At 37.8% G+C, this 14215-nt stretch carries 12 protein-coding genes; 2 read left to right on the top strand and 10 right to left on the bottom strand.

Annotated features, from left to right (window positions below; translation table 11 throughout):
* The first annotated feature begins 16 nt into the window (after positions 1 to 16).
* Both VK90_RS18645 and VK90_RS18640 read left to right on the top strand, forming a co-directional pair.
* Positions 17 to 769 (top strand): ABC transporter ATP-binding protein, encoded by a 753-nt coding sequence (locus VK90_RS18645; protein ID WP_048374377.1) that lies wholly within the window; start codon positions 17 to 19, stop codon positions 767 to 769.
* Complete coding sequence (locus tag VK90_RS18640) at positions 766 to 2742, top strand: FtsX-like permease family protein (protein ID WP_048374376.1); 1977 nt, start codon at positions 766 to 768, stop codon at positions 2740 to 2742. Before VK90_RS18645 ends, VK90_RS18640 begins: the two co-directional genes overlap by 4 nt.
* A 54-nt stretch (positions 2743 to 2796) precedes the next feature.
* Here the strand turns inward: VK90_RS18640 and VK90_RS18635 are convergent, their stop codons facing one another.
* From VK90_RS18635 to VK90_RS18590, 10 genes are all read right to left on the bottom strand, one after another.
* Entirely contained in the window at positions 2797 to 2997 is a 201-nt protein-coding gene (locus VK90_RS18635) for a YjcZ family sporulation protein (RefSeq protein ID WP_002173958.1), read from the bottom strand.
* Positions 2998 to 3401: 404 nt separating this feature from the next.
* Positions 3402 to 4262, bottom strand: coding sequence for a M15 family metallopeptidase (locus VK90_RS18630; RefSeq protein WP_048374375.1), 861 nt, complete (start codon positions 4260 to 4262; stop codon positions 3402 to 3404).
* Between the two features lie 82 nt (positions 4263 to 4344).
* Positions 4345 to 5451 (bottom strand): sensor histidine kinase, encoded by a 1107-nt coding sequence (locus VK90_RS18625; protein ID WP_048374374.1) that lies wholly within the window; start codon positions 5449 to 5451, stop codon positions 4345 to 4347.
* Positions 5444 to 6142: a response regulator transcription factor gene (locus tag VK90_RS18620; RefSeq protein WP_048374373.1), complete on the bottom strand. Its 699-nt coding sequence runs from the start codon at positions 6140 to 6142 to the stop codon at positions 5444 to 5446. The genes VK90_RS18625 and VK90_RS18620 overlap by 8 nt, the downstream gene beginning before the upstream one ends.
* 269 nt (positions 6143 to 6411) lie before the next feature.
* Positions 6412 to 7518: an o-succinylbenzoate synthase gene (gene menC / locus VK90_RS18615; protein WP_048374372.1), complete on the bottom strand. Its 1107-nt coding sequence runs from the start codon at positions 7516 to 7518 to the stop codon at positions 6412 to 6414.
* The gene (locus VK90_RS18610; RefSeq protein WP_048374371.1) at positions 7519 to 8964 is read right to left on the bottom strand and encodes an o-succinylbenzoate--CoA ligase; all 1446 of its coding nucleotides are present in this window, start codon (positions 8962 to 8964) and stop codon (positions 7519 to 7521) included.
* A gap of 320 nt (positions 8965 to 9284) precedes the next feature.
* Positions 9285 to 10103, bottom strand: coding sequence for a 1,4-dihydroxy-2-naphthoyl-CoA synthase (menB, locus tag VK90_RS18605; protein WP_000963881.1), 819 nt, complete (start codon positions 10101 to 10103; stop codon positions 9285 to 9287).
* A gap of 68 nt (positions 10104 to 10171) precedes the next feature.
* A complete protein-coding gene (gene menH / locus VK90_RS18600; protein WP_048374370.1) occupies positions 10172 to 10984 on the bottom strand; it encodes a 2-succinyl-6-hydroxy-2,4-cyclohexadiene-1-carboxylate synthase in 813 nt (270 codons plus the stop codon).
* Positions 10981 to 12735 (bottom strand): 2-succinyl-5-enolpyruvyl-6-hydroxy-3-cyclohexene-1-carboxylic-acid synthase, encoded by a 1755-nt coding sequence (gene menD / locus VK90_RS18595; RefSeq protein ID WP_048374369.1) that lies wholly within the window; start codon positions 12733 to 12735, stop codon positions 10981 to 10983. The genes menH and menD overlap by 4 nt, the downstream gene beginning before the upstream one ends.
* Positions 12732 to 14126, bottom strand: a complete 1395-nt coding sequence (locus VK90_RS18590) for an isochorismate synthase (protein WP_048374368.1) — start codon at positions 14124 to 14126, stop codon at positions 12732 to 12734. Before VK90_RS18590 ends, menD begins: the two co-directional genes overlap by 4 nt.
* Positions 14127 to 14215: the final 89 nt, after the last annotated feature.

The following is a 14215-nucleotide window of genomic DNA, read 5'->3' as shown; positions in this document are numbered from 1 at the left end:
TAGAAAGGTGATCATTATGGAAGAAGTATTACACATTAAAAACGTCTCAAAAGTGTATGAGGGAAAAGTCCCTCATACTGCCTTGAAAAATATAAATTTACACGTAGATAAGGGTGAATTCGTTGCGATTATGGGACCATCTGGAAGTGGAAAATCTACATTTTTAAACGTGATTTCCACCATCGATTCACCTACTTCTGGAGAAGTCATTATTAATGGAAAACAACCACATACATTCCGTAGAGAAAAGTTAGCTATTTTCCGTCGCCAAGAATTAGGATTTGTTTTCCAAAACTTTAACCTACTAGATACGTTAACAATCGGCGAAAATATCGTATTACCTTTAACGCTAGATAATGTTCCTTTGAAAGAAATGGACGAAAAACTCGATATCATTTCAAAAAAACTTGGAATTGATCACATTTTAAATAAACGTATTTTTGAAGTTTCTGGAGGACAAGCACAGCGTACTGCAGTAGCACGTGCCGTAATTCATCATCCGTCACTTCTACTTGCGGATGAACCGACGGGGAACTTAGATTCGAAAGCTGCTATTGATGTAATGGAGCTATTTACGAAGTTAAATAAAGAAGAAAATGCGACCATTTTAATGGTTACGCACGATCCGTTTGCAGCTAGTTATTGTAACCGTGTTATTTTCATTAAAGATGGTGAGCTTTACAATGAGCTGCACCGCGGATTATATCGCGAGAAATTTTATCAAGAAATATTAGATGTTCTAGCACTATTAGGAGGAAGACGTGGATGACATTTTGGCAATTTGCATTTAAAAATGTCTCTCGTAATTCCAGAGCCTATTTTGCTTATTTTATAAGCAGTGCATTTTCAATAATGGTTTTCTTTTCATTCGCTGTTTATATGTATCACCCGCGCCTGCAAAATATACAGAGCTATCAAGAACGCGATCCTCTAATGAACTTAGCTAGTACAGCTCAGTTTATTATCGTCATGTTCTCGTTCTTCTTTCTCCTTTATTCACTTGGGACATTTTTAAATGTAAGGAAACAACAATTCGGGGTATTAACCGTTCTTGGTATATCAAGAAAACAATTAAAACGACTGTTGTTTACTGAAAATATGATAATTGGAATACTAGCTATTTTTGTTGGTATTCAAGGCGGACTTGTGTTCTCTAACTTTTTCTTACTAGTGACTTCTAAATTGACCGGTGCGAAAGGCCTCTATTTATATTGGCCTACGCAGGCAATTATCGTTACAACAGTAATTTTTATCATTTTATTTTTCATCGTTTCTACGTTTACACCGATGTTCATTCGTACTCGTAAAACAACTCGGCTAATTAAAGATAATACAAAAGTAAAAAAAGAAAAAAGACCGTCGATACTCATTTCATTATTCGCGTTAACTTGTTTAGGACTATGCTATTATATCGCCGGTTATCCACAAGGCTATGTAACAGAAGAAAATGTACAAAATGGCTCTGTATTCTTTATTATGTTATCTATTTTGCCGCTCGTAGTAGTCGGGACGTATTTATTCTTTTCACAAACATTTCTTCTCTTTATCTTTATTTTAAAAAAGCGCAGAAAGTTTTATATGAAGCAAATAAATATGTTATGGATTTCAGATTTAGTTGCTCGTACTCGTAGCAATATTAATGTACTCTTTATCGTTTCTATGTTATCTGCACTTGCATTTACAATTATTATCGGGTTATTTGCTGCTAATAATAGTACGAAAGCATCGGTACTAGAACGATATCCAATACCATTCACCTATACGTCAGAAGGTGATAATACATTTGAACAAAAGCATATTACTACTATTGAAACTGAACTTACAAATGCTAATTTTCAATATAAAAAATATAAGTTTACCGTTTTAAAAGATACAGCTTTAAAAGAGTCAATTGCCATCATGAAAATGAGTGATTATAACGCATTAGCTAAACAACTAAATAGGCCAGAAATCACTCTCGATTCTACACAAGTTTATAGTATTTCTCGCTATTCGCCAGAATTATTAAATCTCGTGTCAAACCCATTTGCGAAGCAGGACACTATTACACTTGACTCTAATAAAAAGGAATTTCATATTAAAGGCTTTATTAATAAAGGAATCGAACCATCCTTTGCATTACCTCATTTAATCGTTATGCAAGATAGTGTGATTGAAAATATGATTCCTCATATTGAAACAATTACAGTTTATAACTACTTCGTGGAAAATTGGGAAAATGCAATTGTCCCAACAAAAAATATATTAAAAAGCTTAGATCATGATGCAAACAACTTGTTTGAAGCACATAAGGATGAAGAAGGTTTTATCAAACCGTTTTATATTCATACAGCTACGGATGAACTCGTTCACAGTAAAGAAAATGCAGTTGCCCAATTCTTCATTTGGACGTTTCTCGGTATTATTTTCTTTATCGGAGCAGCTAGTGTTTTATATTTCCGTATGTACAATGATTTAACGAGTGAAAAACAAAAATATATTACGATTACAAAGCTTGGATTGACAGAAACTGAAATGTTTCGCTCTGCAACGATTCAGTTAGGAATTTTATTTTTCGTACCTTATATCGTTGCTGGTATTCATACAATATTTGCAATCCAATTTTTACAAGCTATGTTTTCTTTCTCTTTACGAAAAGAGTTATTAATCGTACTCACTTTATTCGGGATTATCGAGATTATTTTCTTCTTCTTAATCCGTTCTCTTTACATTAATAAATTATCACAGCATGTTAAAATATGAATAAAATAGCCTTGTGCAGTATGCACAAGGCTATTTTCAATAGTTTTTAAATAATTAGCAGCCATATCCACCAAAGCCGCCATAGCCACAAGAACCGCCGTAACCGCCACCGTAGCCACCATAACCGCATCCGCCGAAGCAGCTAGCACCGATAATGATTAATAAAATAAACAATACGATTAGAAGCGCAAAGCCGCCTCCGTGGCCACGTCTGCGGTCGCAATCATCATGTCTGTGTTCACAATTTTCGCCCATTATTCTATTCCTCCTTTAGTATCATTCATAACAAGTTCTTCTTGTTCTAAATGAGGGGATTCCATTTATATTATGTTTTCAGGGCAAATCGGAAGCTTGCCCTTCTTAAAAATGGGCTTGTTTCATGAAAAGGGCTGCAAAAGAAAAAGAAGATATCTTTAATTATGTACCTTCTTTCTTTTAGTAAATATGTTCAGTTAAAGTGACAATTAATAAGTATGTATCCATATCCAATCCCCCTTGATACGGATTATTTTCATAAAAAAAAGAGGGAGTATTCTCCTCCCTCTTCACTTCCTACAAATCATAATTAACTACATAGTGCTGCATTTCCGTATTGTAGTAGCCCTCACTATATTCAATATATGATGAAAGGCTGTTCAAAAACGGAACAGCCTTTTTCTCTATTCCTGAACCGTCACAATAACCCCATCCATATTGTTCCCCGAAATTTCATACTGCTTATTCACCGGAACATTCACGTTCATACGATCTGAAACTTTATAATAAGAAACCGTATATTTCTTACCTTCAACATCGGTTGAAATTTCTTTTCTCTCTTTTAGGAAGTCTAAATATTCTTCTAATGTAATTTTCTTTTTTTGCATAATGGCACTATGAGGTAAACCGACATAACGGATATGCCACGGCTCATATTGAATGCCAGTAATGTTACTTTTATTTTTCGGGTAACGTAAAACAAATCCATATTTCCATACGTTTTCTTCAATCCATTTTCCTTCAGGAGCTTTCTCCATTTTCTTTTGAGTAGACCCAACGTCCAGTGATAACCCTAAATTATGTTCACTATATCCTGCTGGGAGTGCATAATCAGATCCCATTTCTTTATATAATTTACTTTGTTCTGTAAAATCTCGATACCCGCTATTCATTAAGAAATGCTGTACTCCATCTTTTCCAGCTGCATCGACAACGTTCAAAAACTTTTTCACAACATCCTTTGATAAGCGAAGATTTCTATCAAATATCACATAACCTCTCACTAACTCACTATTGTGATTTACATTTATAATATCAGACCTAATGCTATCTTTTTTAACGGGGTAATCTTTATTAACTAATAATAGATCCCCTTTATAAATTTCTTCTTCTGTAATCTCTATCTTTTCAGTATTCGCAGCTTTTACCTTATTATCTTTTTCTGCAATTTTAACATCGACCTCCTTTTGAAATAATGGTGATATATAAAAGCCTACACAGACTGTACATAATATAAAAAGAGAAATAAATACCCACTTTTTCATTTCTAGTTCCTCCTTGACCTAACATACGTATAGGATAGAAAAAACTATTAAAATAAAAAGTGGGGTAAAGTTTAAATTTTTATTAAATTTCCAAATTATCCTCTTTTGGTAATCTCACTTCAAATATTGTTCTAATTACATTACTTTCAGCAGAGATTGTCCCATTATGCTGCTCAACAATATTTTTTGCAATAAATAAACCAAGACCTGTGCCGCCCTGTTGCTCCGATCTAGCCTTATCCCCTGTATAAAACATATCAAAAAGATACGGCAAATCTTCTTCTGGAATACTATCTCCATAATTAATAATTTGTACAACTACCTCTTCACGATCAATATATCCGTTCACATCAACAAACTTTCCATCGTATCCATAGCGAATCGCATTTGTTAAAAGGTTTTCAAATACTCGGGCTAATAATTTCCCATCACCGTTAATAGGTAAATGGGGAGCAATATTCAATCTCGCTTCTAAATCCTTTTTTTCTAATAACGGATATAATTCTTCATCTAACTGTATGAGTAATTCACTTATATCAATTGGTCTTTTCTCAAGCTGCAACATACCATAATTCATTCTCGTGATTTCAAATAATTCATCAATTAAGCTTTCCAGCCTTTCGGATTTCGTAAAAGCAATTGTGGAAAAATGTTTAATTTGTTCCTTCGTCAAATTCTCATCTTTAAGAATTAAATCTAAATAACCTAAAACAGATGTTAACGGTGTTCTTAAATCATGAGCTAAGTTAACAATTAGCTGGTCTTTACTACTTTCCGCAAAATCTCCTCGTTCAACCGCTTCTTTTAACTTTTCACTCGCTACATTAATTTCACGTGCAATATATCCAAACTCATCATTTGATGAAACCCCAACTTGATTTGTGAAATCACCGTTCGCAAGATGATGAATCCCATTAGAAATCTCATCAAAATATTTTAAATACGGTCTAGTAAGAAAGAAGAAAAACATAATGGACAGAGGAATAAATATAATTAAAAAGAAATTAATATCTCCAATTTGTCTTATAACTGAGCGAAATTGAGCTAAAGGATCCTCATAACGAACTACTAATTTATAATAGAGCCGTAATCCTTCATAAATTAAATACGTTACGCCAGCTGCTAATACCATACTTAACGCAAATAACATAACCATCTTTGAGCGAAAGCTTCTCATCTTTTTAGCCATTGAAAGTATACCCTACTCCCCACACTGTTTTTATTAATTTATTCTTTCTTTTATCTTCCCCAAGCTTTTTCCGCAAAGTACGGATGTGCACCATTACTGTATTTCCCCCTTCATAATAGCCTTCTGCCCATACTTGCTGAAAAATATTTTCCACACTGTACACTTTCTTCGGATGACTCGCTAATAAATATAAAATATCAAATTCTTTTGGCGTTAACTCAATTTGTTCTCCGTACACATTAACCGTTCTTTGTTCAGAATCAATAACAACTCCGCCGACCTCTAAAGCCGATTTATTCTCCACTACTCTCGGTTGATTTAACGTAAGAAATCGGCGCAATTGTGCATTTACACGCGCGACTAATTCAATCGGTGTAAAAGGTTTCGTCATATAATCATCTGCACCTAGTACAAGACCTGTCACTTTATCAAAATCAGATGTTTTCGCACTTAAGAAAATGATTGGCATATGATGTTTCGCACGAATTTGACGTGTCACTTCATAACCGTCCATTTTCGGCATCATAATATCTAAAACCACTAAGTCGATTGGCTGATTTTGAATAACATGCATCGCCTCTTCTCCATCAACTGCTTTAACGACGTGGTAACCTTCTTTTTCTAAATGTATCGCAATTAAATCAGCAATTTCCGCCTCATCATCAGCTATTAAAATTGAAATGCGCTTCATTTTTGTCCCCTACCTCATTCCGTTTTTATACGCTCGATTGTAAACTAGTCTATCCAATTTGTACAATAAGAAAAGGCTACCTGTGAGAGTAACCTTTTCTTGATTCTGTTGAAGAAGTAACGCATCGCATATTAGTGAACGAAATTATATATCGGCGATTTCCCAAATATATCGACTTACCGACAATTAACGACAAAATTATCACGCTATTGGCGGGCAGCCCAATTGATGAAGGCTGATAATCAGTGGGGATGCCCCCACACTGATTATTACCTCTCAAACAGTATCCGTTGCTTCGTGATCTTTTCTAACCTCTCGCGGTCTACTTCATACTCACGTTCAATACTTTGCGGTACAATCACTTTCCCGCCCTCTAGCATCACTTCCGGTGAAATAATATCCTTCTCCCAATGTCTACTAGAAGCAGATATATCTCCTGGAATCGTAAAGTTTGGTAACGAAGCTAGGGCAACGTTTTGCGCTCGCGAAATCCCCATCTCTACCATACCGCCGCACCAAACTGGTATATTATGTTCCATGCAATAATTATGGATTTGAACTGATTCTGTTAATCCGCCCACTCGTCCCGGCTTAATATTGACGATACGACAACTGCCAAGTGTAATGGCAACGCGCGCATCCTCTAAACTATGGATGCTTTCATCTAAACAAATCGGTGTTTCAATTTTCTTTTGTAATTCAGCATGATCAAGAAAATCATAATCTGCTAGTGGTTGTTCAATCATCATAAGTTGGAATTCATCTAATCTTTTGAGCTTGTCAATATCCGCTAATGTGTACGCTGAGTTTGCATCAGCCATTAATGGAATGCTCGGAAACTCTTTACGAATTTCTTTAAGCAATTCGTAATCATGTTCCGGCTTTATTTTCAATTTAAAGCGCTCATATCCTTCTTCCGCATACTTCTCGATTTGCTTTAACATAGTCGGAATCGTATTTATCCCAATAACAACACCGACTTCAATTTCAGACCTAGTTCCACCAAGTAATGTCGCTAAAGAACTCTTTTGACGTTTCGCATATAAGTCCCAAATGGCTCCTTCAATTCCCGCCTTTGCCATCCGGTTTCTCTTTATATGCTGGAACAAAGACGGTATTTCATTCGGATGAGAAATTTCAGCTTTCAATAAATCAGGTAATAGAAAGTCTTGAAGTACATGCAGCGCTGTCTTCACCGTTTCTTCCGTATACCACGGTTCAGAAAATGCAACGACTTCACCAAAACCAACGTATCCATCTGTGTCTTCTAATTCAATTACGATACTCTCACGCTTTTCGTAAGTTCCGTAACTTGCGGAAAATGGGATTACGAGTGGCATTTCCGTTATATAAAGTGTCGCTTTTTTGATCTCCACTTACATCTCCTCCACTAATTGTCTTAACTCTCGTCTTAACAATTTCTTCGAAGCATTTCTTGGTAATTCCTCTAGGAAATACACTTTCTTTGGTACTTTATATTTCGCTAATTTCCCCTCACAAAAATGGATAATCGCCTCTTCTGTTACCTCACCAGTTTTCACGATAAAAACAGCTGGCACTTGCCCCCACTTTTCATCTTCCATACCAACAACACCCACCTCCGCTACCACCGGATGGGAAAGCAATACTTCTTCAATTTGAGCTGGATAAATATTTTCCCCACCAGAAATAATTAAATCACTGCGGCGATCTAATACATATAAAAAACCTTCTTCATCCAAATAACCGAGGTCACCAGTACGAAGCCAGCCATTTTGAATTGTCTCGCGCGTCGCATCTTCACGGTTAAAGTAGCCACCTGTTACGTTCGGCCCTTTTACCACAATTTCGCCCTCAGTGTGAGGTGGTACTACTACTCCTTCTTTCTCAATACGAAGCTGACACTGGAATAGAGGTTTTCCAGCTGATCCTACTTTCGTTAACATATAATCTGCTGATAACGTACAAATTTGCGAAGACGTTTCTGTCATACCGTACGTTTGATAAACCGGAATTCCCTTTTCCACACACGTTTCTAATAACGGTTTCGGCGCAGGTCCCCCGCCTAATAACATACATCGTAAAGAAGATGGATATGTTTCATCTCCAAGTCTATCTAATAAATCTGTTAGCATTTTAGAAACGACAGAAATAATCGTAACGCCTCTCGTTTGAAGTGCTTCATGAATGAAGTTAGCATCATATTTCGGAACAAGTAAAATACGCATACCGTACATAATATTTTTCATTAAAAGAGATAACCCACCAACATGGAACATTGGCATACAAGCTAACCAACAATCATCTTCACGAAGTCCTAAATTAAGTGAAGAACCAACTGCACTTGCCCAATGATTACCGTACGTTAAAATAACGCCTTTCGGTTTTCCTGTCGTCCCTGACGTATAAATAATTGTCATCGCTTCTTCTAAAGAGAATTCTTCTTGTATAGATGCTTCCGCCTTTGGTCCATTCATCACTTCAGCAAATGAATATACCGGAACATTTTCCGTCTCAAACTCTTGATCCGTCACTAAACAAACAACTTCAGCATCGTCCATTTGCCAAAGTAGCTCTTCTCTTGAAAGACGCGCATTTAAAAGCACAGCTACTGCACCTACATAAGATAAGGCGTGAATAACTGTAATCATCTCCATACCATTTTTCATCAGAACAGCCACCTTTTGCGCCCGCTTCACTCCTACATGCGAAAGGTGTTCACAAACAGATACTACTTCTTCATGTAACTGCACGAAGGTAACCTTCTCCTCTTCAATTTCAATTGCAGTGCGATCAGGTGTTAAAAATGCGCGTTGCATTAACCAATTCGGCATCGTCTCCATTATTCATTCTCCTTTCATGAAAGAAAGAGACTTGATATGAAATCAAGTCTCTTAATTGTTTTGTTTCCGCTTTTGATCTTATCCAGCTGCGCCTCCTAGCTCCTTCCGTCTAAGAACCTTCCGCACGAGAAAGTAAAAAACACTTTCTGTGCGAAAGAACCTTAGCCGACGGGGCTAAACAGTCGGCTCCGCTTTTAATTTCATCCAGCTACAGCAGCTAGAATGTTCGGTGGCTTCGCTTCTTCCTACGAGGCAAAAAGCGCCTCTTTGTCAGAAGCTCCATCCCCCTCACATTCTGAGCGAGCCGCTTCCGCTTTTGATCAAGGGAAACGAGGGAATTGACCGAAGTCCGGGCTGCGTTTTTCTTTGAACGCGTCGCGGCCTTCTTTTGCTTCGTCAGTTGTGTAGTACAATAACGTTGCGTCTCCAGCTAGTTGTTGAATACCAGCTAAACCGTCTGTGTCTGCGTTGAATGCAGCTTTTAAGAAACGAAGTGCCATTGGGCTGTTTGCTAAAATTTCTTGTGCCCATTGTACTGTTTCTGCTTCAAGTTCTTCTAATGGTACAACTGTGTTTACTAAGCCCATATCAAGCGCTTCTTGTGCGTTGTATTGACGGCATAGGTACCAAATTTCACGAGCTTTCTTATGGCCTACCATACGAGCTAAATAACCAGCTCCGTATCCACCATCAAAGCTACCTACTTTAGGACCTGTTTGTCCGAATACAGCGTTGTCTGCAGCGATTGTTAAGTCACATACGATATGAAGTACGTGTCCACCACCGATTGCATAACCTGCTACCATTGCGATAACTGGTTTAGGGATTGCGCGAATTAGACGTTGTAAGTCTAATACGTTTAAACGTGGGATTTGGTCGTCACCTACATATCCACCATGACCGCGAACCTTTTGGTCGCCGCCAGAACAGAATGCACGTCCACCTTCACCTGTTAAAATGATAACGCCAACATTTGCATCATCACGAGCTTGTGCAAAAGCATCGATTAACTCCATTACCGTTTTAGGACGGAATGCGTTATGTACTTCAGGGCGGTTAATCGAAATCTTTGCGATACCATTGTATGTTGAATAAATAATATCTTCGTAATTGCCTTCTTTTACCCATTCAATAGCCATTACTATTACCTCCTTTTATATTTCTGATCTCCTCTATAAGTGCAACTTCCTTCTTGCTGAAAAAAGCATCACTGCATAGTTTTTAGAAATCCCTTTACTATTGTATCAAACTTTTCCGGTTGTTCCACATGAATTGCATGGCCAGCACCATCAATTTTGACAAATTTCGCGTGTGGGATGCATTTTCCGATGTTTTTTAATAGGCGAAAGAACTTTTCATCGCTTTCTCCATTCAGTAAAAGGACAGGCATTTTTAGGTTTTGTAGCTCGTTCCACCATGAAGGCTGAGCTCCTGTTCCCATGCCGCGAAGACTATTTGCAAGTCCTTTTGGATTGTTAGCAAGTCGTTCTTTCCGCACATCTTCTTTTACGTTTTGTGATAAACGTTTTTGCGTTTCAAACAGCGGAATATTTTCCCACATCGATACAAAACTTTCGATGCCTTCTTGTTCAATTTTATCGGCAAGTCGTTCATCTTTTTCCCGGCGTTCTTTTCGCTCCTCTGCACTTTTGAGCCCAGCTGTACAGTTTTCTAAAAGAAGAGAACGCACATATTCCGGATATAAGCACGCCATCGTAATCGCAAGTCTACCGCCCATTGAATAGCCAAGTATATGTGCTTTTTCAATATGAAGATGATCCAGTAGTTCTTTCATTTGCAGTGCCACATTTTGAATGTCATACTGCGTCACATCTTCAGGACTTTCCGTTTGTCCGTGTCCAACAATATCTACTAGAATGACTTGAAACTGCTCGCTCCAAGAAGGAATAAAGGAACGCCACGTTTCCATGCTTCCCGTAAAACCATGAAGAAGTAGAAGTGGTTCCCCGCTTCCTACTACCCCATATTCATACGTCACACCTTGCAACGTTACTTTCATTTTGATTCACCTTGCAGAGATGTAGTAATAACGTCCATTGTTTTTGCCCATAATTCACGATGTAATTTCAAGTTTTCTTCGCGATTCGTACAAATTTCTACAACGTGTAATCCTTTTGTCGTCGTTCCCTTTTGTACTTCTTCTCGGAAGTTTTCCCACCCGTTTACACGACTAAATGAACCATCATACATTTTGACAACATGTTCATAATTAAGCCCAATTGGTGTTCCAAATAATGATTCGAAATGCTCCTTTTTCTCATATTGTGGTAAGAATGAGAAAATACCTCCACCATCATTATTTACAACAACAATCGTTATATTTAACTCATGTAATTTTGCGGCTAATAGTCCGTTTAAATCGTGATAAAATGATAAATCGCCGATTACTAATACGAGCGGATCACAAATAATGCTCGCTCCTAATGCTGTCGAAATGATTCCATCAATACCATTTACACCACGGTTCGCCATTACTTGAATGTTTTTATCCGATGTGAAGAAAAATGAATCTGTATCGCGAATTGGCATACTATTACTTGCAAATAACGTTGCCCCTTCTGGTAATACGCGTACAATATCCGTAATTACTTTCCCTTCAAATGCAGTTTCATATGTTTCCATCTCACGAAGCGTTTCCTTCGTTTTCTCGTTTATATGTTTCCACATTCCGAACCAATCATTCTTTTTCATAACTGGCATTTTCTCTATTAATGCTTTACAAAAATCGTTATCGCTTGCACATACTACTTCAGTCGCAACAAGAGCTGGATCTCTCCACTGCCCTGATTCATCTACAACGATATGAACCGCTGTCGTTTGTTTCTTTATGAACTGAGTTAACGCTTTAGAAACAGGCATACCGCCGAAGCGAATAATCACATCTGGCTTCCATGATTCTTTTAACAATTCATTTCGTAAAAATGTATCGTAACAATCAATAACCATCGTTTTATCATGATGCCCGCTACGAATATTAGAAAGTGGATCTGCTAAAATTGGATACCCTGTTTTCTCAGCAAGTTTCGTAACAACCGCTGTAATTTCTGGATGACTATCATCTCCACAAACAATAAGCCCCTTTTCCATATTTGAAAGGCGCCCTACAAGAGAATTCACATATTCACTCGGCATCGTCACATTCCCTTGCTGAACTACTCCTGTATATTCACCACGACCTTTATCCCATAAGTTTTCTAATGAGAAATCTGGGATTAGCGGCTCGCGAAGCGGAAAATTAAGATGAACAGGTCGTTGCGGTGCTAGGAGTGCGCTTGCTATAGCACGCTGAGTCGTCATACGAGCGTAATGATACATCGTTTCGCTCGCCTCCGGAAGTGCCATCTCCATAAATTGCTTTACAAAAGTACCATATAAATTAAATTGATTCATCGCCTGTGGTGCACCCACATCTCTTAATTCATGTGGTCTATCCGCTGTTAATACGATAAGCGGCACTCGTGAATGAAAAGCTTCACATACAGCTGGATAATAGTTCGCTGCTGCCGTTCCTGACGTACATAATAGTGCAACAGGACGTTTTTTTGCTTTCGCAATACCGAGCGCAAAAAATCCCGCTGATCTTTCGTCTACATGTAAATATGTTTTCATTCCTTCATGTTGTTCCATTAGTAAGGCAATCGGCGTTGACCGTGAGCCTGGACTAATGACAACATCACATACATTTAGACGCGTCAGTTCATCCACGAACGCGCCTAAATAATATGATAATGCTTCTATATGATTGTTCATTTCATTAATTCCTCCAAAGCACCAAGCATCGGTCTAAACTTCAAACTTGTTTCTTCATATTCAAGCTGCGCTACTGAATCAATTACAATACCACAGCCGGCAAATAAGGATGCTTTCTCGCCATTTAATAATCCACAACGCAACGCAACCGCAAATTCACCATTTCCTTCATCATCTATCCAGCCAATTGGTGCACCATACAATCCTCTATCTAAAAGCTCTACATCACGGATTAACTTCAACGCCTCATGACGAGGTGTACCACCAAGAGCTGGCGTTGGGTGCAATTCTTCTACCATCGTTAAAAGACTTGAGTCACCTTTTGCTTCCACAGGTGTATATAAATGGATTAAGTTTTTCGTCGTTAATAAGCCTGGGCTCTCCGGAATATTAACAGATTCGCAATGCTCGCTTAGTACACCTCGAATCATGTTAACTACATAGCCGTGTTCTGCCAAATTCTTTTCATCATGAAGAAGCGTCTCACCATTTTGTTTACTTTCTTCTATAGAACTACCATGACCAATTGAACCAGCAAGGCACATTGATGTAAACTTCTCGCCTTCTTTTCGAATCAATCGCTCAGGTGTGGCCCCTAAGAAGCATGCTCCTTTATAATCAAAAGAAAATACGTAACAATCCGGTTGCCCAATGCGAAGCGCTTCTAAAACAAGAGAGGAATCAATATGCTGATCCATCGTTAATTTTAGCTCCCTTGCTAATACAACCTTCTGCACGTTCCCTTGCTTCATCTCATCTTGCACTTTTCCAATCGCATTCATCCAGCCCTTCGGATCAACTTCTACGTTAGAAGTAACTGTTAGTTGTTCTCCTTCTAGTGCACATTTACTCTCTTGTAAAATTCTCTCTTCTAAAGAAATAATTTCGTTATAAAGAGTTTCTGCACAATCTTTAGCTGAAACAAACTTATTAATCGTTAACCACGCTTTTTCATTTTTTACAGTTAATAAAAATGCTGGTAGTAAAAATGTTGTATCTTTAAATTCCTTCCAAAGATCCGTTTTCTCTTTTTCTTGGTCAAATGAAAATCCGCCAAATAAAAGAGGTCCTGTTCCAAATTCGTATCCTTCTCTTTGAACAATCGCTTTTTCCTGCAATTGATGCCACTCATCACGAGCACTTTGAAAGCGTTCGTGAGAAGAATTTGCTATAGTGAAAACAGAGCCAATTCCAGCCAATATTACATGCTGAGCTGGGTCTGCAAAATAACATCTATTTTCGAATGCAATCCTTTTTCCTGCTGCATAAAACAGAAGTGGATCCACCCAATCTATTTGTTTTACAAAACTAACCAATGTTTTTTCATCAGTCGCACGCTTAATAGCTGTAACAAGAACTTCTTGTAAGCCTTTTTGTTTCGTTTGAATCACAATTGTCTCCCCCCTATGGGCGAAAAATAGTCATAATTACGCTTGATTTTAAGATACACCTCAAAGGAAAGGCCTGTCAACGTTTAGCA

Source organism: Bacillus sp. LK2 (assembly GCF_001043575.1).
Classification (GTDB): domain Bacteria; phylum Bacillota; class Bacilli; order Bacillales; family Bacillaceae_G; genus Bacillus_A; species Bacillus_A paramycoides.
This window is presented reverse-complemented; position numbering and strand designations above follow the sequence as displayed.